Annotated in this window: 22 protein-coding genes; 11 read left to right on the top strand and 11 right to left on the bottom strand. The window is 53.1% G+C overall.

Annotation, left to right across the window (positions count from 1 at the left end; translation table 11 throughout):
* Nucleotides 1-56 precede the first annotated feature (56 nt).
* From yajC to secF, 3 genes are read left to right on the top strand one after another with little or no spacing between them, the layout of a single operon-like run.
* Nucleotides 57-389, top strand: a complete 333-nt coding sequence (gene yajC, locus ACM5QY_RS22340) for a preprotein translocase subunit YajC (protein WP_104923091.1) — start codon at nucleotides 57-59, stop codon at nucleotides 387-389.
* 27 nt (nucleotides 390-416) lie between these two features.
* Nucleotides 417-2,264, top strand: coding sequence for a protein translocase subunit SecD (gene secD / locus ACM5QY_RS22335; RefSeq protein WP_416122724.1), 1,848 nt, complete (start codon nucleotides 417-419; stop codon nucleotides 2,262-2,264).
* 10 nt (nucleotides 2,265-2,274) lie between these two features.
* On the top strand, nucleotides 2,275-3,246 hold the full coding sequence (secF, locus tag ACM5QY_RS22330; RefSeq protein ID WP_416122723.1) for a protein translocase subunit SecF: 972 nt from the start codon (nucleotides 2,275-2,277) through the stop codon (nucleotides 3,244-3,246).
* 81 nt (nucleotides 3,247-3,327) lie between these two features.
* Here the strand turns inward: secF and ACM5QY_RS22325 are convergent, their stop codons facing one another.
* Nucleotides 3,328-3,903, bottom strand: a complete 576-nt coding sequence (locus ACM5QY_RS22325) for a DUF3251 domain-containing protein (protein ID WP_416122722.1) — start codon at nucleotides 3,901-3,903, stop codon at nucleotides 3,328-3,330.
* A gap of 161 nt (nucleotides 3,904-4,064) precedes the next feature.
* Between ACM5QY_RS22325 and nrdR the strand changes: the two genes are divergently transcribed.
* The 6 genes from nrdR (at nucleotide 4,065) to pgpA (ending at nucleotide 8,418) form a co-directional block, all read left to right on the top strand.
* Nucleotides 4,065-4,514, top strand: a complete 450-nt coding sequence (gene nrdR, locus ACM5QY_RS22320) for a transcriptional regulator NrdR (RefSeq protein WP_104923087.1) — start codon at nucleotides 4,065-4,067, stop codon at nucleotides 4,512-4,514.
* A 9-nt stretch (nucleotides 4,515-4,523) separates the two neighbouring features.
* On the top strand, nucleotides 4,524-5,672 hold the full coding sequence (ribD, locus tag ACM5QY_RS22315) for a bifunctional diaminohydroxyphosphoribosylaminopyrimidine deaminase/5-amino-6-(5-phosphoribosylamino)uracil reductase RibD (RefSeq protein WP_416122721.1): 1,149 nt from the start codon (nucleotides 4,524-4,526) through the stop codon (nucleotides 5,670-5,672).
* A gap of 137 nt (nucleotides 5,673-5,809) precedes the next feature.
* On the top strand, nucleotides 5,810-6,280 hold the full coding sequence (ribH, locus tag ACM5QY_RS22310) for a 6,7-dimethyl-8-ribityllumazine synthase (RefSeq protein ID WP_416122720.1): 471 nt from the start codon (nucleotides 5,810-5,812) through the stop codon (nucleotides 6,278-6,280).
* A 20-nt stretch (nucleotides 6,281-6,300) separates the two neighbouring features.
* Complete coding sequence (nusB, locus tag ACM5QY_RS22305) at nucleotides 6,301-6,714, top strand: transcription antitermination factor NusB (RefSeq protein ID WP_101075473.1); 414 nt, start codon at nucleotides 6,301-6,303, stop codon at nucleotides 6,712-6,714.
* 166 nt (nucleotides 6,715-6,880) lie between these two features.
* On the top strand, nucleotides 6,881-7,867 hold the full coding sequence (thiL, locus tag ACM5QY_RS22300) for a thiamine-phosphate kinase (protein ID WP_416122719.1): 987 nt from the start codon (nucleotides 6,881-6,883) through the stop codon (nucleotides 7,865-7,867).
* A 62-nt stretch (nucleotides 7,868-7,929) separates the two neighbouring features.
* Nucleotides 7,930-8,418, top strand: a complete 489-nt coding sequence (gene pgpA / locus ACM5QY_RS22295; RefSeq protein ID WP_416122961.1) for a phosphatidylglycerophosphatase A — start codon at nucleotides 7,930-7,932, stop codon at nucleotides 8,416-8,418.
* A 78-nt stretch (nucleotides 8,419-8,496) separates the two neighbouring features.
* Here pgpA and ACM5QY_RS22290 read toward each other — a convergent pair whose 3' ends face one another.
* From ACM5QY_RS22290 to xseB, 4 genes are all read right to left on the bottom strand, one after another.
* Nucleotides 8,497-9,471, bottom strand: coding sequence for an aldo/keto reductase (locus tag ACM5QY_RS22290; RefSeq protein ID WP_416122718.1), 975 nt, complete (start codon nucleotides 9,469-9,471; stop codon nucleotides 8,497-8,499).
* A 150-nt stretch (nucleotides 9,472-9,621) separates the two neighbouring features.
* Nucleotides 9,622-11,484, bottom strand: coding sequence for a 1-deoxy-D-xylulose-5-phosphate synthase (gene dxs, locus ACM5QY_RS22285; RefSeq protein ID WP_416122717.1), 1,863 nt, complete (start codon nucleotides 11,482-11,484; stop codon nucleotides 9,622-9,624).
* A gap of 18 nt (nucleotides 11,485-11,502) precedes the next feature.
* Nucleotides 11,503-12,432 (bottom strand): (2E,6E)-farnesyl diphosphate synthase, encoded by a 930-nt coding sequence (gene ispA / locus ACM5QY_RS22280; RefSeq protein WP_416122716.1) that lies wholly within the window; start codon nucleotides 12,430-12,432, stop codon nucleotides 11,503-11,505.
* A 6-nt stretch (nucleotides 12,433-12,438) separates the two neighbouring features.
* Nucleotides 12,439-12,681, bottom strand: coding sequence for an exodeoxyribonuclease VII small subunit (gene xseB / locus ACM5QY_RS22275; protein WP_013576657.1), 243 nt, complete (start codon nucleotides 12,679-12,681; stop codon nucleotides 12,439-12,441).
* Nucleotides 12,682-12,956: 275 nt separating this feature from the next.
* Between xseB and thiI the strand changes: the two genes are divergently transcribed.
* Entirely contained in the window at nucleotides 12,957-14,405 is a 1,449-nt protein-coding gene (thiI, locus tag ACM5QY_RS22270) for a tRNA uracil 4-sulfurtransferase ThiI (RefSeq protein WP_416122715.1), read from the top strand.
* Nucleotides 14,406-14,597: 192 nt separating this feature from the next.
* Here the strand turns inward: thiI and yajL are convergent, their stop codons facing one another.
* Genes yajL through ACM5QY_RS22255 form a run of 3 tightly spaced genes read right to left on the bottom strand, consistent with a single transcriptional unit; the run spans nucleotide 14,598 to nucleotide 16,292 of the window.
* Nucleotides 14,598-15,206, bottom strand: coding sequence for a protein deglycase YajL (yajL, locus tag ACM5QY_RS22265; RefSeq protein ID WP_416122714.1), 609 nt, complete (start codon nucleotides 15,204-15,206; stop codon nucleotides 14,598-14,600).
* Nucleotides 15,169-16,080, bottom strand: coding sequence for a 2-dehydropantoate 2-reductase (panE, locus tag ACM5QY_RS22260; protein WP_416122713.1), 912 nt, complete (start codon nucleotides 16,078-16,080; stop codon nucleotides 15,169-15,171). The genes yajL and panE overlap by 38 nt, the downstream gene beginning before the upstream one ends.
* A complete protein-coding gene (locus tag ACM5QY_RS22255) occupies nucleotides 16,077-16,292 on the bottom strand; it encodes a hypothetical protein (protein ID WP_416122712.1) in 216 nt (71 codons plus the stop codon). Before ACM5QY_RS22255 ends, panE begins: the two co-directional genes overlap by 4 nt.
* A gap of 48 nt (nucleotides 16,293-16,340) precedes the next feature.
* Between ACM5QY_RS22255 and ACM5QY_RS22250 the strand changes: the two genes are divergently transcribed.
* A complete protein-coding gene (locus tag ACM5QY_RS22250; RefSeq protein WP_416122711.1) occupies nucleotides 16,341-16,832 on the top strand; it encodes a YajQ family cyclic di-GMP-binding protein in 492 nt (163 codons plus the stop codon).
* 168 nt (nucleotides 16,833-17,000) lie between these two features.
* Here ACM5QY_RS22250 and ACM5QY_RS22245 read toward each other — a convergent pair whose 3' ends face one another.
* From ACM5QY_RS22245 to cyoE, 3 genes are all read right to left on the bottom strand, one after another.
* Nucleotides 17,001-18,299, bottom strand: a complete 1,299-nt coding sequence (locus ACM5QY_RS22245) for a Gfo/Idh/MocA family protein (protein ID WP_416122710.1) — start codon at nucleotides 18,297-18,299, stop codon at nucleotides 17,001-17,003.
* Nucleotides 18,300-18,465: 166 nt separating this feature from the next.
* Nucleotides 18,466-19,830 carry an MFS transporter gene (locus ACM5QY_RS22240; RefSeq protein ID WP_416122709.1) on the bottom strand — a complete coding sequence of 455 codons (1,365 nt, stop codon included), beginning with the start codon at nucleotides 19,828-19,830 and terminating at the stop codon, nucleotides 18,466-18,468.
* Between the two features lie 174 nt (nucleotides 19,831-20,004).
* Nucleotides 20,005-20,889, bottom strand: coding sequence for a heme o synthase (gene cyoE / locus ACM5QY_RS22235; protein WP_416122708.1), 885 nt, complete (start codon nucleotides 20,887-20,889; stop codon nucleotides 20,005-20,007).
* Nucleotides 20,890-20,893: the final 4 nt, after the last annotated feature.

The raw sequence follows: 20,893 nt of genomic DNA, 5'->3' as shown, positions 1-20,893 counted from the left end.
ATCACCGTTATTTTTTTACAACTATTTTGCTTCACAACAACAATGAGGGAATTTAAATGAGTCTTTTCATTTCCGATGCTGTCGCAGCGACTGGCGCAACATCACAGGGAAGTCCTTACTCTCTGGTTATCATGCTGGTGGTATTTGGTCTGATTTTCTATTTCATGATCCTGCGCCCGCAGCAAAAACGTTCTAAAGAACACAAAAAACTGATGGATTCCATCGGTAAAGGTGACGAAGTCATGACCACGGGTGGTTTGATCGGTCGCGTAACGAAAGTGGCTGAAACAGGCTACGTGGTTATCGCACTGAACGACACTAACGAAGTGATGATCAAGCGTGACTTTGTGGCAGCCGTTCTGCCAAAAGGCACGATGAAGTCTATCTAATTTTCGATTTTCCCGAAGGGAACTGCCGTGTTAAACCGTTATCCTGCGTGGAAGTATCTGATGTTGATCGTTGTGATCATCGTCGGGCTGCTTTATGCACTTCCCAACCTTTATGGTGAGGATCCGGCTGTTCAAATCACTGGTGCTCGGGGTTCCGACGCCAGTGCAGCAACGCTGGACCAAGTCCGTAACGAATTAGATCAAAATAAAATCCAGAGCAAATCTATTGCCTTGGAAAATGGCGCTATTCTAGCCCGTTTTAAAGATACGGATGTTCAGCTTCGCGCTCGTGAAGTGCTGACAACCGCTCTGGGCGACAAATTTGTGATTGCACTTAACCTGGCTCCGGCAACGCCGCGCTGGTTGAGCATGCTGGGTGCTGAGCCGATGAAGCTTGGCCTCGACTTACGTGGTGGCGTTCACTTCCTGATGGAAGTGGATATGGATACCGCGTTAAGCAAGCTGCAAGAACAAACCATGGATAACATGCGCAGTGATTTGCGCGACAAGAATATCCCTTATGCCACGGTGCGTAAGCTCGACAACTATGGCGTTGAAGTGCGTTTTCGTGATGCTGCGACCCGCGATGCGGCCGTCAGCTATCTGAGCCCACGTCACCGCGATTTAGTGATCACCAACAGTGGCGATACTGCGGCCAATGTGGTGATGACTGATGCCCGTCTCAATGAGGCGCGCGAGTATGCCGTTCAACAAAACATCACCATCCTGCGTAACCGTGTAAACCAACTGGGTGTGGCCGAGCCGCTGGTTCAGCGTCAGGGCGCAGACCGTATTGTGGTTGAGTTGCCAGGTATTCAGGATACTGCCCGCGCTAAAGAAATTTTAGGCGCAACGGCAACGCTCGAATTCCGTCTGGTTAACACCAATGTGGATGCCTCTGCGGCGACGACAGGGCGTGTTCCGGGTGACAGTGAAGTGAAAAATGCGCGCGATGGTCGCCCGGTTGTCCTGTACAAACGTGTGATCCTGACCGGTGACCATATCACTGACTCGACATCCAACATGGATGAATACAATCAGCCACAGGTTAATATTTCTCTCGACAGCGCAGGCGGTAACGCCATGTCTAACTTCACCAAGGATAACATTGGCAAACCGATGGCTACCCTGTTCGTGGAGTACAAAGACAGCGGTAAGAAAGATGCGAATGGCCGTGCTATTCTGGCGAAACAAGAAGAAGTTATTAACGTCGCGACGATTCAGTCACGTCTGGGTAACAGCTTCCGTATCACCGGAGTGAACGATCCGAATGAAGCCCGTCAGCTCTCTCTGCTGCTGCGTGCCGGTGCTCTGATTGCGCCAATTCAGATTGTTGAAGAACGCACCATCGGCCCGACCTTGGGTATGGAAAACATCAAGCAAGGTCTGGAAGCCTGTCTGGCAGGACTTGCGGTCTCGATTATCTTCATGCTGTTCTTCTATAAGAAGTTTGGCCTGATTGCGACCTCTGCGCTGATTGCTAACCTGGTGCTCATTGTTGGGATCATGTCTCTGATACCTGGGGCAACGCTCACAATGCCGGGTATTGCGGGTATCGTATTAACCCTTGCGGTAGCGGTCGATGCCAACGTGCTGATCAACGAACGTATTAAGGAAGAACTTAGTAACGGACGTTCAGTACAGCAGGCTATTGAGGAAGGTTACAAAGGCGCGTTCAGCTCCATCTTTGATGCCAACGTCACGACGCTAATCAAGGTCATCATCCTGTATGCCGTCGGCACCGGGGCAATTAAAGGCTTTGCGATTACAACCGGTATTGGTGTAGCGACGTCAATGTTTACCGCAATCATCGGTACCCGTGCCATCGTAAACCTGTTGTACGGCGGCAAGCGCATCAAAAAGCTGTCTATCTGAGGAGTGCGTTGTGGCACAGGAATATACTGTTGAACAATTAAACCATGGCCGCAGAGTCTATGACTTTATGCGCTGGGATTACTGGGCTTTCGGTATCTCTGGTTTCCTGTTGATCCTTTCTATCGCCATCATCGGTGTGAAAGGTTTTAACTGGGGTCTGGATTTCACCGGCGGTACGGTCATTGAAATCTCGCTGGAAAAACCTGCGGATTTGGACGTGATGCGCGCAGCGCTTGAGAAATCAGGCTTTGCAGATCCGCTGGTACAGAACTTTGGTAGCAGCCGTGACATCATGGTACGTATGCCACCGACTAAGGGTGAAACAGGCGGCCAGGTTCTGGGTACCAAAGTTCTTAGCGTGATTAACGAAACGACCAGCCAGAATGCCCAGGTGAAACGCATCGAGTTCGTTGGGCCGAGCGTAGGGGCCGATCTGGCGCAGAATGGCGCTATGGCGCTGTTAGTGGCGCTGATCGCTATCCTGATTTACGTCGGTTTCCGTTTCGAGTGGCGTTTGGCGGCAGGTGTTGTTATCTCGCTTGCTCACGACGTTGTGATCACCATGGGCATACTCTCGTTGTTCCATATCGAGGTTGACTTGACCATCGTCGCTTCACTGATGTCGGTTATCGGTTACTCGCTTAATGACAGCATCGTGGTATCGGACCGTATTCGTGAGAACTTCCGCAAGATCCGTCGCGGGACACCTTACGAAATCTTTAACGTGTCGTTGACCCAGACGTTGCACAGAACATTAATCACATCCGGCACAACGTTAGTTGTGATCCTGATGTTGTATCTGTTTGGTGGTGCAATGCTACGTGGTTTCTCACTGACCATGTTGATTGGTGTTTCAATCGGTACGGCTTCATCAATTTACGTTGCTTCGGCGCTGGCCCTGAAACTGGGCATGAAGCGTGAACACATGTTGCAGCAAAAAGTGGAAAAAGAAGGCGCAGATCAGCCTTCGATTCTGCCGTAATCTGCCGGTAGCGTAGAAAGTAAAAACCCCGCGACGCGGGGTTTTTTTATGTCTGCTTTTCTGAAACTGCAAGCCTGATATTTACTTCGCCGGAACCGGCGCTGCGGTCTGAGCGGGCTGCGGTGTGGCGACAATATTATGCAGATGAATGAAACCCAGCGTTTCTACCGTCACCTGATCAAACTTCACGTCCACCGTTTTCATCGGCCCCGGTAATAAATCGGGTTCGACCGTGATGGTCTGCGTTTGCATATCGACGGTAAGCGGTTTGCCGGTGACCGGATCCAGCTGGCCCCAGTTGAGTGTGGCGGTAAACGCAGGCAACGGCTGGCCGGCATTGTTTTTAATCTCTAATACAGCCTGAACGCCGCTGGCATCCGGGGCGACGCGGGTCAGTGCGAGGCTCAGTTCGCCAATCTCACTCTTCACCAGCGCCGCGCTTTTCGCTGCAGGGAGCAAATAAACTCCGTTAGTAGACTGACGGTTCAGCGTGCTTTGCTGTTCCAGTGCTGTCGCCAGATCGGTCAGGCGGGAGAGCTTTTGATTCAACTGACCCACTTCGGCTTTCAGTTCCGGTAATTTGGGATCTTGCTGCACGCAGCCTGAGAGGCTTAACACTAAGGCGCAGGCCAGTAAAAGACGGGGAGGTTTTGGCATATCAGAGACTTCCTTTCATCTGCCCGTTGAAACATTCTTTTCGGGCACCAATATAAGATGAGTAAGTTTAACCTGATGTCTATGAAAGTAGCGACAGCCTTTGTTGTCGGCACACTTCGGGGTAAACTGGTGCCCAATTATGCTCGCTGTCAGGAAGTGCTATGCATTGCCCATTTTGTGCCGCTGTTGATACTAAAGTCATCGATTCCCGCTTGGTAGGTGATGGATCACAGGTCCGCCGACGCCGTCAGTGTCTGGACTGCCATGAACGTTTCACCACTTTTGAAGTGGCGGAACTGGTGATGCCGCGCGTCATTAAAAGCAATGAAGTTCGTGAGCCTTTCAATGAAGACAAGCTTCGCAGCGGTTTTCTGAAAGCGCTGGAGAAAAGGCCGGTCAGTTCTGATGATGTCGAAACCGCCATCAGTCACATTAAATCGCAGCTACGGGCTACCGGTGAACGTGAAATTCCTGCCAAAATGATTGGCAATCTGGTGATGGATGCCCTGAAAGGGCTCGATAAAGTCGCCTACATCCGCTTCGCGTCGGTTTATCGCAGCTTTGAAGATATCCGTGAATTTGGCGAAGAGATTGCCCGTCTTCAGGATTAAGGAAAGTTAATGCTCCCCGAACAGCCTGCCGGAACATCGTCTTACGAATTACACAGTGATGAACGTTTTATGGCGCGCGCTTTTGAGCTGGCGCGCCGGGGACGTTTTACCACCACACCCAATCCGAATGTCGGCTGCGTGATTGTCGTTAATGGCGAAATCGTCGGTGAAGGCTTTCATCTGCGCGCCGGTGAACCGCATGCCGAAGTTCATGCCTTACGCATGGCCGGTGAGAAAGCCAGAGGCGCGACTGCGTATGTCACGCTAGAACCGTGCAGCCATCATGGACGCACGCCGCCTTGTGCAGATGCGCTGCTGGCCGCAGGCGTTGCCCGTGTGGTCGCCGCGATGCAGGATCCCAATCCGGAAGTCGCGGGCCGGGGGTTATACCGTCTCAAGCAAAATGGCGTTGATGTCAGCCACGGTCTGATGCATCCGCAGGCGGAAGCCGTCAATCTCGGTTTCCTCAAACGTATGCGCACCGGTTTTCCTTATGTGCAACTTAAAATGGGCGCGTCGGTGGACGGCAGAACGGCAATGGCGTCGGGCGAAAGCCAGTGGATCACCTCCGCTGCGGCACGCGCTGACGTTCAGCGTTTCCGTGCTGAAAGCTCGGCCATTCTGAGCAGCAGTGCGACGGTGCTGGCGGACAACCCATCGCTGACCGTGCGCTGGGATGAACTGGGCAGCGATGTGCAGGCGGTGTATCCGCAGGAAAATCTGCGTCAGCCGTTGCGCATTATTCTCGACAGTCAGAATCGCGTCACACCACAGCATCAGCTGGTGAATTTACCCGGCGACGTACTGCTGGCGCGGCTGGAAACTGACACACAAATCTGGCCCGAATCCGTCGAACAATGGCGCGTGCCGGGGCGCGATAATCGTATTGATCTGGTTCTGCTGATGATGCAACTGGCGAAACGTCAGGTAAATAGCCTCTGGGTAGAAGCGGGCGCACAACTGGCCGGTGCCTTATTACAAGCTGGTCTGGTTGATGAATTAATCGTTTATATGGCACCGAAACTATTAGGTCATAATGGCCGTGCGCTGTGTGAACTGCCCGGCCTAACGCATCTGGCCGATGCCCCTGAATTTGTTTTCAGCGATGTCAGGCAGATTGGCCCGGATTTACGTTTGCGCCTTAAGCCGGTGTACTAAACAGCCGGTAGTGAGAAATTTACGCCTCTCTGTCTGAATGGGTTTGAAAAGCGCATGTCCAGACAGGGTAATTTTATGATAGAATCCGCCCCCTGCGGCAGGGGTTAGAAACTCCTGAACCCACTTTAAGGAAAACTATGAACGTTATCGAAGGTGCTGTAGCCACGCCGAACGCGCGCGTAGCGATCGCGATTGCTCGTTTTAATAATTTCATCAACGACAGCCTGCTGTCAGGCGCCGTTGATGCGTTGAAACGTATCGGTCAGGTCAGCGATGACAACATCACCGTAGTCTGGGTCCCTGGCGCATACGAATTGCCTCTGGCAGCGCGTGCACTGGCTGAAAGCGGTAAGTACGACGCCGTTGTTGCGCTCGGAACTGTGATCCGCGGGGGCACTGCCCACTTTGAATTCGTAGCGGGCGAATGCAGCTCTGGCCTGGCCAGCGTTGCAATGAACAGCGAAATCCCGGTTGCCTTTGGTGTGCTGACAACAGAAAGCATCGAACAAGCCATCGAACGCGCAGGGACAAAAGCCGGTAACAAAGGTGCAGAAGCTGCACTGACCGCGCTTGAAATGATTAATGTTATCAAGGCTATTAAGGCCTGAATCTAGTTAAGGGGAAATCCGTGAAACCTGCTGCTCGTCGCCGCGCCCGTGAATGTGCCGTCCAGGCGCTTTACTCCTGGCAGTTGTCGAAAAATGACATCGCCGATGTTGAATTAGAATTCCTGACCGAGCAGGATGTCAAAGACGTAGACATTGCCTATTTCCGCGAACTGCTGTCTGGTGTGGCAAACAGTGCAGAGAAACTCGATGCATTGATGGCGCCATACCTGTCCCGCCAGTTGGATGAATTGGGCCAGGTGGAAAGAGCGATTTTGCGTCTGGCTCTGTTTGAGCTGAGCAAGCGCCAGGACGTCCCTTACAAAGTGGCGATCAACGAAGCCATCGAACTGGCCAAAACCTTCGGTGCTGAAGACAGTCACAAGTTTGTCAACGGTGTGCTGGACAAAGCGGGCCCGCACATTCGTAAAAAATGATCGTCAAAAAGAGTCAGCGGCGCACAAAAATGGCGACAGTCATTTTCGGCGCAATACTGACTCTGTTGATAATCTGGTGATGTCACCTCGCTTATCCTCTGTGTGACACCCCTTTTTAAGGCCGGGCTTCCGGCCTTAAGTCATTCTAACGATTTGGAATTGTGCTATGTCATGCGGCGAATTTGATGTAATCACTCGCTACTTCAACAGGTTCAGAACCGCCCGACAGGATGTTCAGTTAGGCATTGGTGATGATTGTGCCTTACTGACGGTTGGCGAGAAGCAACTTTTAGCCGTCAGTACCGATACTCTGGTTGAAGGCATCCATTTTCTCAAAACGATTTCACCGGCGGATCTCGGCTACAAAGCGCTGGCCGTTAACCTCAGCGATCTGGCTGCCATGGGCGCTGATCCTGCCTGGGTTTCGCTGGCATTGACGCTTCCTGAAGTCAATCCGGACTGGTTGCAGGCGTTCAGTGACAGCCTTTTCGAACAGCTTAACTATTACGGCATGCAGTTGATTGGCGGCGACACCACCCGTGGCCCGCTGAGCATGACGCTGACCATTCAGGGGCTGGTTCCCGTGGGCCGCGCATTAACACGCGGCGGTGCTCGCGTCGGAGACTGGATCTTCGTCACCGGCACGCTGGGCGACAGTGCTGCGGGCCTGGCGATTCTTCTTCAAGAGCTGAATGTCAGTGATACCTCAACCCGCGATTTCCTGCTGAAACGTCATCTGCGTCCGTCTCCCCGCGTTTTACAGGGGCAGGGATTGCGCGATTTAGCGACCTCCGCGATCGACCTGTCCGACGGGCTGATTTCTGATCTTAAACATATACTGAAAGCCAGCGAATGCGGCGCGCGTCTGGATCTCGATGCAATCCCGTTCTCGGATGCTGTGAAGTCGGTTGCGGATCCAGAACAGGCGCTGAAATGGGCGCTGACGGGCGGCGAAGATTACGAACTGTGCTTCACCGTACCGGAAATCAACCGTGGCGCGCTGGACGTTGCGCTCAGCCATCTGGGCGTTGATTTTACCTGTGTCGGGCAAATTGCTCCGCTTTCAGAAGGTCTCAAGTTTATGCGTTCCGGGGCCGTCGTCGAGCTTGAATGGCAGGGGTTCGATCATTTTGCCGGTAAGGAGACGTTGTGAATATTAGCCGTAAAAAACGCCCGGCAGGGTACAAAGGAAAAACCGGTGATCCGGTGCAGGACATGGCGGCGGCGAAAAAGCGGCTGAACCTGCGCAATCCGTGGCACTTACTGGCAACAGGTTTTGGCAGTGGTTTATTCCCTGTGGGGCCGGGAACCGCCGGTTCTATTGCGGCGATTCCGTTTTGGATTGTGATGACCTACCTGCCGTGGCAGGTGTATTCCATGGTTGTCATGTTCAGTATTTGCATTGGCGTTTATCTGTGTCGCCAGACGGCGCGGGATATGCGGGTTCATGACCACGGCAGTATCGTATGGGATGAATTTGTCGGGATGTGGATCACCCTGATGGCGATCCCCGTCAATGACTGGCGCTGGGTGCTGATCGGATTCATCGTTTTCCGCGTGCTGGATATCTGGAAACCGTGGCCGATCCGCTGGTTTGATCGCAACGTTCAGGGCGGAATGGGGATCATGATCGATGATGTGGTCGCCGGGGTTCTGGGTGCTGCGATTATCTATCTGGTGGGGCATCACTGGCCGTTGTTCTGAGCTGATTTGATGTAAAAGGCGCTGCCGGTTTCCCCGCAGCGCCTTTTTTACGTTTCAACCACGTATCAGCGGTTCAGCTTACTTAAAGCCGGTGGCCTCATGCGGGACATACGCCATTTCCAGTTGTGCAATTTCTTGTGCCGACAACGTCACATCCAGCGCGCCAATGGCATCAGCCAGATGAGCAGGGCGGGATGCGCCGATAATCGGTGCGGTCACAACCTGTTTGCTGAGTATCCAGGCCAGTGCGATTTGCGCGCGCGGCACACCGTGATCTTCGGCAATTTTGCCCACGCGCTCAGCGATTTTACCATCCGCTTCGTCCGTTGCGTCGTACAACGTTTTGGCAAAATTATCCGAGACAGAACGCGCCGTCGTTTCGCCCCATGGGCGGGTGAGTTTACCGCGAGCCAGCGGGCTCCACGGCAGAACCGCAATCCCTCTTTCCTGACACAGCGGGTACATTTCGTTTTCTTCTTCGCGCTGGATCAGATTGTACTGGTCCTGCATCGAGACAAAACTCGCCCAGCCATTTTGCGCTGAGACATCCAGCGCCTGCTTAAACTGGTGAGCGTGCATGGAAGACGCGCCGATAAAACGCGCCTTGCCCGCTTTGACGACATCATTCAGTGCTTCCAGCGTTTCTTCGATGGGCGTCTCGTAATCCCAGCGGTGGATTTGCAGTAAATCGACATACTCCATGCCGAGACGGCGCAGGCTGTCATCGACAGATTGCATGATCGACGCGCGTGAAAGTCCCTGTTCCAGGCCGGTTATCGCGTGATAAACCTTAGTCGCCACCACTATTTCATCACGCTTTGCAAAGTCCTTCAGCGCACGCCCGACGATTTCTTCACTGCTGCCGTCGGAATAGCTGTTTGCGGTATCGAAGAAGTTAATCCCCGCCTCAAGAGCCTGTTTGATGATCGGGCGGCTGCTTTCTTCGGGCAGTGTCCATGCGTGGGTTCCGCGATCCGGTTCACCGAACGTCATACAGCCAAGGCACAGCCGCGAAACGTTCAGGCCGGTTTTTCCGAGAATAGTGTATTGCATGACATCTCCTGGTCAGGATGAATTGAAGTCAGAAAGTCGTAAAAATAATTAGCACGCTATAACTGTAGCTTACTGAAGGGCAGGATTGGGCAAAAGAAGAGAAAGCGAGAAAGGAAATCCCCTCTTTCAGGCAGAAAGAGGGGAGAGGGATCAGGCCAGCCAGTCGGTGATCTGACGATCGATGCCCCCGGCGTCCAGTCCCAGATCGTGACGGATTTCTTCCTGCGTACCCTGCGGAACAAAGTTGTCCGCCAGCCCGATATTGAGCACTGGCACCAGAATGCGTTTGGACATCAGCAGTTCATTCACGCCGCTGCCTGCACCGCCCATAATGGCGTTTTCTTCCAGCGTCACCAGCACTTCATGGCTGGCCGCCAGTTCCTGAATCAGGGCTTCATCCAGCGGTTTCACAAAACGCATATCCACGACGGTGGCGTTGCGTTTTTCAGCCGCGGCCAGTGCTTCCGGTAATAACGTACCGAAGTTCAGAATGGCAACTTTTTCGCCTTCACGACGCACAACCCCTTTACCGATGGGCAGTGACGCCAGCGGCTCACAGGTCGCGCCGGTGCCGGTGCCACGTGGATAACGTACCGCGACCGGGCCGCTGTTATGGTGATATCCGGTATGCAGCATCTGGCGACATTCATTTTCGTCGCTTGGCGTCATGATGGTCATGTTCGGAATACAACGCAGGAAGGACAAGTCGAAAGCGCCCTGATGCGTCTGACCGTCGGCCCCGACGATGCCGCCACGGTCAATGGCGAACAGCACCGGCAGATTCTGGATTGCCACATCGTGGATCACCTGATCGTAAGCGCGTTGCAGGAACGTCGAGTAAATCGCGACAATCGGCTTGTAACCGCCAATGGCCAGACCTGCGGCAAAAGTCACTGCGTGCTGTTCAGCAATCGCGACGTCGAAATACTGTTGCGGGTATTCGCGGGAGAAGCGCACCATGCCGGAACCTTCGCGCATCGCAGGCGTGACCGCCATCAGTTTGCTGTCTTTAGCCGCCGTTTCGCACAACCAGTCACCAAAGATCTTGGAATAGGTTGGCAGGCCCTCTTTGCTTTTTGGCAGTGTGCCTGAAGCCGGATCGAATTTGGGCACAGCGTGGAAACTGATCGGATCCTTTTCCGCCGGCGCGTAGCCTTTGCCTTTCTTGGTCATGATGTGCAGCAATTGCGGGCCTTTCAGCTCGCGCATGTTTTTCAGCGTTTGCGCCAGTGCCAGCACGTCGTGCCCGTCAACCGGCCCGATATAGTTAAAACCCAGCTCTTCAAACAGCGTGCCCGGCACCATCATGCCTTTCAGATGTTCTTCTGTACGGCGCACCAGTTCTTTAATGGGCGGCAGGCCGGAAAGCACTTTTTTACCGCCTTCACGCAGGCGCGAATACAGTTTTCCGGACAACAGCTGCGCCAGATGATTGTTCAGCGCGCCGACGTTTTCGGAAATCGACATCTCGTTATCATTGAGGATAACCAGCATGTCGGGTTTGATATCGCCCGCGTGGTTCATGGCCTCGAAAGCCATCCCGGCGGTGATTGCGCCATCGCCAATCACGCAAACGGTGCGGCGGCCTTTGCCTTCACGCTCGGCGGCAACGGCCATGCCGAGCCCGGCACTGATGGACGTCGAGGAGTGGCCCACGGACAACGTGTCGTATTCGCTTTCGCCGCGCCACGGAAACGGATGCAGCCCGCCCTTCTGGCGGATGGTGGAAATGCGTTCGCGACGGCCGGTCAGAATTTTGTGCGGATAGGCCTGATGACCCACGTCCCAGACCACATGGTCAAAGGGGGTGTTGTAGACATAATGCATGGCGACGGTCAGTTCTACCGTTCCCAAACCGGACGCGAAATGTCCGCTGGACTGGCTGACGCTGGCCAATAAATATTGACGCAGTTCGTCACAGAGCTTGGGTAAGCTCTCTTTTGGGAGTGAGCGGAGATCTTCAGGATTCTCCGCCAGCGCCAGTGTCGGGTATTTGGCTAATTCAAGACTCATCAGTTGCTCATAGTAAGTTTAATTATCGCGTTCAATGATAAAGCTGGCTAACGCCAGAAGTGGCGCTGTGTTGTAAGAAAGTGCAGCCAGCTGATCCAGTGCGGAAACGGCTTCCTGATACAGATCCAAGGCTTTAGCTTTTGCGCCATCCAGACCCAGCAGGGCCGGGTAGGTACTTTTACCGAGTTGTTGATCCGCGCCCTGACGTTTGCCCAGTGTGGCGGTATCGCCAACCACATCCAGAATATCGTCCTGAACCTGAAACGCTAAACCAATCGCCTGCGCGTAGTTGTCGAGGATCGGCAAAACGGCGCGCCCGGATTCACCGGCAGCCAGCGCGCCCATGCGCACGGCGGCGCGTATCAGCGCACCGGTTTTGTGACGATGGATTTTTTCCAGCGCTTCGAGATTGACCTGCTGACCTTCGGCGGCTAAATCTAAAGCCTGACCGCCGCACATGCCGCTTGCACCGCTGGCACTGGCAAGTTCAGAAATCATCGACAGGCGATCTTTTACGGTCACGTCAGGCATATCGCCATCGGCAAGAATCGAAAATGCCAGTGTCTGCAACGCATCACCGGCAAGAATGGCATTGGCTTCACCGAATTTAATGTGGCAGGTCGGCTGACCACGGCGCAAATCGTCGTCGTCCATCGCCGGTAAATCATCGTGGATCAGGGAATACGCGTGAACGCATTCTACTGCGGCGGCTGGTGCATCCAGATTTTTCAAATCCAGGCTGAACAGCTGACCGCTGGCATACACCAGATACGGGCGCAGACGTTTTCCGCCCAGAAGAGAGCCATAGCGCATCGCGTCCACCAGCGGTAAATCCGCCAGAGGTTGTGCGCTGACGTAGGCCGCCAAAACACCGTCGACACGCTTTTGCATGGCGCGAAGTTCGCCAGTAAAGCGGTCAGAAGAAGAAAAAGAGATCGCTTCAGACATGACCAGTTACTCTGCTTCCGGGGTGAAAGGGGTCAGCGGGGCGTCGTTATCACTGTCGAGCAGGATCTGAACACGTTGCTCTGCCTGTTGTAGTTTTTGCTGTCCCTGACGTGCCAGCTGGACGCCTTGTTCAAATTCGTTCAACGCATCTTCCAGAGGCAGTTCGCCTGACTCAAGGCGGGAAACGATCTGTTCCAGTTCGGCCAGGGCCGTTTCAAAATTGGCAGGTGGTGCAGATTTTTTTGGCATAATTCTCTTTTGATATCGTTGATCAGAATTGATGATCAGAGGTCTGAGCCGCAGAGCCGGTTTTCAGCCTCGAGAGACATTCCTGTTCAGCATGACATCTGCTGTCGGGTTTTGTGCACAGAGTACGCATTTTAAGTGATATACTCTGCGCCGCAGATATTATTGCTAAGCCCAATGTGACACATAACACGCATTTGGCTTAGCAATAATAAGATCCTAGATCCTTATTCAGCGACTTACTACCCCGTTTTTTCACCCGCTAACAAAAGACTGCCATGAAGTTTATCATTAAATTGTTCCCCGAAATCACCATCAAGAGCCAATCTGTGCGTTTGCGCTTCATTAAGATCCTCTCAAGCAGCATTCGCAACATTGTGCGGCCGCATGATGAGACGCTGGCAGTAGTCCGCCATTGGGATCATATCGAAGTTCGCAGCAAAGACGAAAGCAAACACGACCTGATTCAGGAATTACTCTGCCGAATTCCGGGCATCCGCTATGTCGAAGAAGTCGAGGACCGTCCTTATACCGACGTTCACCACATTTTCGAACAGGTTCTGGAAGCCTATCGTCATGAAGTGGAAGGTAAAACGTTTTGCGTTCGCGTTAAACGTCGTGGCAAACATGATTTTTCGTCTACAGAAGTTGAACGCTACGTTGGCGGCGGTCTGAACCAGCATATCGAATCGGCGAAGGTGAGCCTGACCGGGCCACAAGTGACGGTGAAACTGGAAATCAACGATGACAAACTGGTGCTGGTGAAGAGTCGTCTTGAAGGTCTGGGCGGTTATCCGATCGGGACTCAGGAAGATGTAATGTCGCTGATTTCCGGCGGTTTCGATTCCGGCGTTTCCAGTTATATGCTGATGCGTCGTGGTTGTCGTGTGCATTATTGCTTCTTCAATCTGGGCGGCGCGGCGCATGAAATTGGCGTGAAACAGGTGGCACATTATCTGTGGAATCGTTTTGGCAGCTCACACCGTGTGCGTTTCATTTCGGTTGATTTCGAACCGGTTGTCGGCGAGATCCTCGAAAAAATCGAAGACGGTCAGATGGGCGTTGTGCTCAAACGTATGATGGTGCGTGCCGCTTCTTCTATTGCCGAACGTTATGGCGTGCAGGCGCTGGTTACCGGCGAAGCGCTGGGCCAGGTATCCAGCCAGACGCTCACCAACTTGCGCCTGATCGACAACGTGTCTGACACGTTGATTCTGCGTCCGCTGATTTCTCACGATAAAGAGCACATCATCAAGATTGCCCGTGAAATCGGTACGGAAGATTTCGCGAAAACCATGCCGGAATATTGTGGCGTGATTTCCAAAAGCCCGACCGTGAAAGCCGTGAAAGCGAAAATCGAAGCTGAAGAAGCGATGTTCGATTTCAGCGTGCTGGATAAAGTGGTCAGTGAAGCGCGAAATGTGGATATCCGCGAAATTGCAGCGCAAGTTGCAGAAGTCGTGCCGGAGGTCGAAACGGTCGCCGAATTTACGTCAACGGATATCGTGCTGGATGTCCGTGCGCCGGATGAAGTCGATGCGCAACCGCTGGCGCTGGAAAACGTTGAGGTTAAACCTCTGGCGTTCTACAAACTGGCAACCCAGTTTGGCGATCTCGACCAGACCAAAACCTACCTGTTGTATTGCGACCGTGGCGTAATGAGCCGTTTGCAGGCGCTGTATCTGAAAGAGCAGGGCTTTAACAACGTCAAAGTTTACAGACCTTAATTATACCCGTCATATTTCAAGCTACAGGTGCGTTGGCTTTCCTCGCTCACCCCGGTCACTTACCTGAGTAAGCTCCCGGGGATTCACTGCGTTGCCGCCTTCCTGTAACTCGAACTATTTTGGGTATAGCTCTCACTGATAAAAAAAGGGGTTCAGCCATGCTGAGCCCCTTTTTGCTTTGCGGTATCCGGATTAGGATTCGCGTGCGCCTTCATCGGTGTAGTTATAAATACCCGGCGCCAGCACCAGCTGTGCGGCAATTTCTGCGGCTTTGGTTTTGCCCAGAAGCAGGTCGATAATTTTAAGTGCGAACTCCATGGACGTCCCCGGCCCCTGACTGGTGAGCAGGTTCACGCGCGGATCGAAAATCACCCGGCGATCGGACCATTTGTTCGGATCGATTTTATCTTTCAGTCCCGGAAAACCGGTCATGTTACCGACCGGGAATAGATCGTGATATTCCAGTACCAGCGCGGGTGCGGCGCAGATCGCCGCCACAATTTTACCGCTGACGTGCATCTGACGGACTTTCTCCACCAGCAGCGGGCTTTCGCTGAAACAGGTGGCGCCGCCCAGACCGCCGGGTAAAACAACCACGTCGTGATCGTCATCGGCGACATCCACTAATGTGACGTCCGCCAAAATACGCACGCCGCGTGAACAGCGGATTTCCAGATTGCCATCCCCCGCAACGCTGGCGGTCGTGACACTGATGCCGGCGCGAACCAGCAAATCAATCACGGTGACGGCTTCTATTTCTTCGCTACCAGGTGCCAGGCAGACCAGAACCGATGCGCTCATAGTCGTTTTCCTTTCTTTTTACTTGTTCAAATAATCCGGTATTCACCGGCAAATTAAGCCCGTATTTGCGTCCGCGACGCAGCAGGTAACCGGTGATGTAATCAATTTCAGTGTGACGCTGATTGCGGATGTCTTGCAACATGGAAGAGTGATTGGCGGCGGTGGAATCAATCACCTGATACACAAAGTTCAGGAGTGATTCGCTATGAATTTCAACGCCTTCAATGGCCATAACCTGCGCAACTTCCTGACAAATTTGTTCAATCTGATCGCCATACGCCAGCAAATCTCCGTTGGTACACTCGTAGGTTGCCGTCAGGGGATTAATCACGCAGTTGACCGCCAGTTTATTCCACAAAGACGGTTTGATGTTGTCGTGCCAGGCGACGTCAGGCAGCGCGTGATGAAGAACATCTGCCAGTGAACTCCGTGCTGCACCGCGCGGTGAAACCGGCCCGATGTGTGTGGCACCGGTGGCCACGTGGAGAATGGCATTCCCCTCGTGACGCGCCGCGTGCGTGGTCGCCCCTTGTAAAATCGCCAGCCGGTTAGGCGGCAATTCATCGACAGTTCCCATGCCGTTGTGTAGCAATAATATCGCGCAGTTATCGTTAAGCATCGGCATCAGCGCGCTGACAGCCCCGGAAACCTGCCAGGCTTTCAGTGTGACCAGCAGCAATTCGCTTTGTGCCAGATGTTCAGGATCATTGGTGGGCATATTGCGGTTGAAGGCGATGCCTTCGGGGGAAATCACATTGACGGCACAAAACGGTTGCGGAATGCGTATCCAGCCCTGAACGTCGTGACCTTGCTGATAAAGTGCTGAAAGCCAAAGTTGCCCCAGCGCACCACAACCAAGAACTGTTATTTTCATTGTGCCTCCCGGGGAATACGGCGAAAACCGCCCTTAAAGCCAGTTGTAGAAAGAATATTCTGCTGTCCGGTTATCTTATTAGTATAGACATTTGTGCTGCACATCACATTTTTACCTGCACTTTTTGACCATCGCGACATTGTGTGGCTGGTTTTTTGTTGCCGTTTGGCATCGACGGTTGAAGGCGGTATTATGCACGCCATCATCGACATTATGCTCGCCATAAAACGTGCAATACAAAACTACAGGGAGAAGCGATTATGCCGTCTTTTGACATTGTTTCCGAAATCGACATGCAGGAAGTGCGCAATGCCGTGGAAAATGCCAGCCGTGAACTGCAAACCCGCTGGGATTTTCGTAACATTCCTGCCAGCTTCGATCTCAACGAAAAGAACGAGAGCGTTAAAGTCGCCAGCGAATCTGATTTCCAGGTGAATCAGCTGGTGGATATTTTGCGGGAAAAACTGGCCAAGCGTGGCATTGAAGGCGGGGCACTGGAAATTCCTGAGCAGATGGAGCACAGCGGCAAAACTTACAGCCTCGAAGCCAAGCTGCATTCAGGGATTGAATCCGCGCTGGCGAAGAAAGTCGTCAAGCTGATCAAAGACAGTAAGATTAAGGTTCAGGCGCAAGTTCAGGGCGATGAAGTCCGTGTCACCGGTAAAGCCCGCGATGATTTGCAGGCCGTTATGGCGTTGATTCGCAACGGGGATCTCGGCCAGCCGTTCCAGTTCAAAAACTTTCGCGACTAATAGCCTTCGCACTTCGCGCTATGGATGCGTTGGCTTCTCTCAGGGATCCGAATCACTTACCCGTGTAAGCTCATCGGATCCCTTCGGTTGCCGCCTTCCCACAACACGAATTGCTTGGCTATTCATTATTCAGACAGGGACGCTTATTGTGTCCCTTTTTTACGGGCGCTATTGCTTCTGGCGCAGGCGTTTAACCAGTTCGAAGTCTTTGAAGTAAACCGGCCGGTCAGTGCGCATCGACAGGTTTCCGGCGATCCCGGTGAGGATCGACATCGCGCCAGCGCGGTGATCGGCGGCGCGTTTTAACGGATCGTCTTTGCGTTCGCCAAAGAGATCTTCCAGCATCGCGTTATCGCCGCCGCCGTGACCGCCTTCTCCCAGCTGGAATTGCGCCTGCCACGGTTTGGCAAACAGCGGATAAACCGTGATTTCGGCTTTTTCGATACTGCCTTCGTTCTCCCGTTTACCGCCCGCGTTCACGTAAGACATTTCGACAATTTTCATCTCGATACGGCCTTTCGTCCCGTTGAACACCACGTTCAGGCCCTCCCACGGCAGATAAGCATTCAGGGAATAGGTCAGCTGCACTTTGTTCTGGTATTTCACCAGCACCGACAGCGTATCTTCAATACTGATGCCGTCGCTGAAAACGCTCTGGTCGCGGAAATAGTTATCTTCGTGTTCGGCATTGAGATACAGCGCTTTGAGCTGCGGATTGTCCGCCATATGCAGCGCGAAGGGATCGTTCTGCGCCTGTTTGTAGCCATGGGCGCGTGGATAGAAATCTTTCACGCCGCGCTTCTCGGCATTTTCCTTGCCGTAAAAACGCAAATCACCCTGCGCATAAACTTTCTCCGGCGTGCTGTTAAGCCAGAAATTCATCAGGTCAAAGTGATGCGTGGATTTATGCACCAGCAGGCCGCCGGAATTACGTTTCTCGCGATGCCAGCGGCGGAAATAGTCTGCGCCGTGTTCGGTATTGAGCAGCCATTCGAAGTGAACAGAAAGGACTTCGCCAATGGTTTCCTGCTGGAGCAGTTCGCGGATTTTGCTGTGATGCGGCGCGTAGCGATAATTGAACGCGACGCGAACCTGATAGCCGGTGGCGTCGACAGCATCAAGAATGCGCAGTGCCCGGTTTTCATCGATGGTCATCGGTTTTTCGGTAATGACGTCACAACCGGCATGCAGCGCGCGGACAATGTAGTCGTCATGCGTGCGATCCATGCTGGTGACAATAACGATATCCGGTTTAGTTTCGTCGAGCATCGTATTGAAATCAGACGCCTTCCAGGTGGATACCCTGGGAATACCGCTTTGCTCCAGTTGCTGATTCGCATAATCCATCCGCGTCTGGTTGGTGTCGCAAAAGGCGACAAATTTCGCATTGTGACGATATTTGCCGGTAATCGCCTCAATGTATAAACCCGAGCGCCCGCCGGTGCCGACTAAAGCATACGTTTTCATGGGATCCTCAAAAGGCCATACGGCCGTCATCACTGACAAAATTTTTGTTAAGGAATTCTTGAGGATAATGATTGGGGGAATTTTTTAAGTGAGGGGTATCACAGCGGTGGGCATAAAAATGAAAAGGTGTGCCATTTTCAACAGCACACCTTTTTGTCATTCAAAATCAGGCAAGGCTGACCAGTTGTTCGAGCGCCTTGCGGTTGGTCTGTTTGGTATCAACTTTCACGTAAGCGCTGAATTCTTCCGGAACCACCACAGCTTCCGCTACGCCCGGCTGTGCCAGAATGCGTGCCTGAAGCGCGGAGTCTTTCACCGCCAGTTCTGACAATGTAATACGCAGGCTGCTGACATACGGCGGCTCGGTCATGGTGGCGCTGACGACCAACCAGACGACAGCCAGGGCCGCACACACCAGGAAGACGGCACCGGCACCGGCGTGGCCGTAAACATATCCGCCCAGACTCCCGCCGATCGCGACGCCAATAAACTGGCTGGTCGAATACAGACCCATGGCGGTGCCTTTGTAGCCTGCCGGAGATTCTTTGCTGATAAGGGACGGCAGAATAGCTTCCATCACGTTAAACGCCAGGAAGAACAGCTGGATACCGGCAATCACTGCCCATAAATGCAAACCGGCGGCCCACAGTACAATCTCAGCCAACAGCAGCACGACCACGCAACCCATGAAAACCTGTTTCATGTGGCGCTTTTTCTCGGCGTAGATAATGACCGGGATCACGGCGACGAAAGACGTCAGCATCGTAATCAGGTAAACGCGCCAGTGTTCACTTGGCGGGAAGCCCGCGTGCTCCATGACTTGCGGCAACACCACGAAACTCGACATCAGCAGAATGTGCAGACACAGAATGCCAAAGTTCAGTTTCAGCAGTTTAGGGTTTGCCATGACCTTGCCAAAGCTGCCTTTCACCATACTCGATTCACGGTTCAGAATGTGAGTAGCAGGGGAGGGGACAACGGCAAGTGTAATGACAATGCCCAAGATGGTGAGTACGGCAATCGCCCAGAACAGGGCGTGTAATCCCCACGCATGGGTAATGATCGGGCCCAGAACCATTGCAATCGCAAAGGTGATCCCGAAGCTGATGCCGATAAACGCCATCGCTTTGGTGCGGTTTTGTTCACGCGTCAGGTCAGAAAGCAACGCCATGACGGCGGCGGCAATGGCGCCGGAGCCTTGCAGGGCGCGGCCAATGATCACGCCCCAGATAGATTCGGTGGAGGCGGCAACAATGCTGCCAATACAGAAGATGACCAGACCAAAGACGATCAGAGGTTTTCGGCCGACGCGGTCAGAAAGCAGCCCGAAGGGGATCTGGAAAACGGCTTGTGCAAGCCCGTAGATACCGATGGCGATACCGATCAGCGTTTCGCTGGCACCGGAGAGCTTCATGCCGTAAGTGGTTAACACCGGCAGGACCATGAACATGCCAAGCATGCGTAAAGAAAATACTGTCCCTAGCCCCCACGTCGCCCGACTTTCCTGCGGGGTCATCTGGTTATCGTTCACATTACTACCTCAAAATATCAACCTGGCTATTGTAGTGCTTTTCGCCAGGTTGGGTAAAACGATGGATCTTTAGCAGATATTACGGGTTTTACCTGACCGGCTGACCAAAAGAAAAGGCCAGTATCGCTACTGACCTTTTAATGTGATTTCAGTGGGTTAGGCTTCCGGCTTGTGTTACCAAACGTAGGTCAGTAATGAGGCCGGTGCAGAGTTAAAATCCACAGACATCATGAAGCTGAGCGACATGATCGTGATGATGGAGAAACCAAACAGTTTTCTCGCCCAGACCACGTCGTTTTCCGTTTTATAACCTCTCAGTGCCATACCCAGCCACCAGATACTGACCGCAGCTGCCACAATCAGGTATTTATACCCTGCGTAGCCGCTCAGTGTCAGCATCAGCGTAGCAATCATAAACGCCAGAATGTAGACGGTAATATGATGCTTGGCGACAGAGATGCCTTTCACCACCGGCAGAACCGGGATGCCTGCTGCCTGATAATCCTTGAAGCGGAAGATGGCAATCGCGTACGAATGCGGCATCTGCCACAGGCTGAAAATCAGAAGCAGGATCAGCGCACCGGTATCAAACTGGCCGGAAACGGCACAGTAACCAATCACCGGTGGCGCTGCGCCAGACAAGCTGCCGATCAGCGTGCCGTAAACCGAGTTGCGCTTCATGTACAGGCTGTAAACGCCGACATAAATCACAAAGCCCATAACCGCCAGCCACATTGCCAGCGGATTGGCTCCGATATACAACAACGCAAAGCCCGCAATACCCAGAATGGTCGCGTAAACCAGGGTTGTTTTCGGCGGAATAAGCCCTTTCACCAGGACCCGGTTCTTTGTTCTCTCCATGATACGGTCGATGTCGCGGTCGATGAAGTTGTTAAATACACAACCCGATGCAACGACCAGCGAAACGCCGACCAGCGTGGAGATAAAAAGTGGGAAGTCGATGCTGCCTTTGGCAGCAAGGAGGAATCCCCCGATGACAGAAATTAAGTTGCCGAAAATAATTCCGGGTTTCGTTACTTGCAGGTATTGCTTAATCATCACG

This window comes from Rahnella sp. PCH160 (assembly GCF_047784855.1).
Classification (GTDB): Bacteria; Pseudomonadota; Gammaproteobacteria; order Enterobacterales; family Enterobacteriaceae; genus Rahnella.
Note: the sequence above shows the minus strand (reverse complement) of the source record. Positions and strands in the feature narration are given on the sequence as shown.

Bases quoted from the DNA above. Each gene is read 5' to 3' on its own strand.
- ACM5QY_RS22325 (WP_416122722.1), bottom strand. From the start codon at position 3,903: ATGCCAAAACCTCCCCGTCTTTTACTGGCCTGCGCCTTAGTGTTAAGC.
- yajL (WP_416122714.1), bottom strand. From the start codon at position 15,206: ATGAGCGCATCGGTTCTGGTCTGCCTGGCACCTGGTAGCGAAGAAATA.
- ACM5QY_RS22255 (WP_416122712.1), bottom strand. From the start codon at position 16,292: ATGTCGATGATGGCGTGCATAATACCGCCTTCAACCGTCGATGCCAAA.
- xseB (WP_013576657.1), bottom strand. From the start codon at position 12,681: ATGCCAAAAAAATCTGCACCACCTGCCAATTTTGAAACGGCCCTGGCC.
- yajC (WP_104923091.1), top strand. From the start codon at position 57: ATGAGTCTTTTCATTTCCGATGCTGTCGCAGCGACTGGCGCAACATCA.
- ACM5QY_RS22290 (WP_416122718.1), bottom strand. From the start codon at position 9,471: ATGCAATACACTATTCTCGGAAAAACCGGCCTGAACGTTTCGCGGCTG.
- cyoE (WP_416122708.1), bottom strand. From the start codon at position 20,889: ATGATTAAGCAATACCTGCAAGTAACGAAACCCGGAATTATTTTCGGC.
- thiL (WP_416122719.1), top strand. From the start codon at position 6,881: ATGTCATGCGGCGAATTTGATGTAATCACTCGCTACTTCAACAGGTTC.
- ACM5QY_RS22245 (WP_416122710.1), bottom strand. From the start codon at position 18,299: ATGAAAACGTATGCTTTAGTCGGCACCGGCGGGCGCTCGGGTTTATAC.
- thiI (WP_416122715.1), top strand. From the start codon at position 12,957: ATGAAGTTTATCATTAAATTGTTCCCCGAAATCACCATCAAGAGCCAA.
- ribD (WP_416122721.1), top strand. From the start codon at position 4,524: ATGCTCCCCGAACAGCCTGCCGGAACATCGTCTTACGAATTACACAGT.
- dxs (WP_416122717.1), bottom strand. From the start codon at position 11,484: ATGAGTCTTGAATTAGCCAAATACCCGACACTGGCGCTGGCGGAGAAT.
- ispA (WP_416122716.1), bottom strand. From the start codon at position 12,432: ATGTCTGAAGCGATCTCTTTTTCTTCTTCTGACCGCTTTACTGGCGAA.
- panE (WP_416122713.1), bottom strand. From the start codon at position 16,080: ATGAAAATAACAGTTCTTGGTTGTGGTGCGCTGGGGCAACTTTGGCTT.
- ribH (WP_416122720.1), top strand. From the start codon at position 5,810: ATGAACGTTATCGAAGGTGCTGTAGCCACGCCGAACGCGCGCGTAGCG.
- nrdR (WP_104923087.1), top strand. From the start codon at position 4,065: ATGCATTGCCCATTTTGTGCCGCTGTTGATACTAAAGTCATCGATTCC.
- pgpA (WP_416122961.1), top strand. From the start codon at position 7,930: ATGGCGGCGGCGAAAAAGCGGCTGAACCTGCGCAATCCGTGGCACTTA.
- ACM5QY_RS22250 (WP_416122711.1), top strand. From the start codon at position 16,341: ATGCCGTCTTTTGACATTGTTTCCGAAATCGACATGCAGGAAGTGCGC.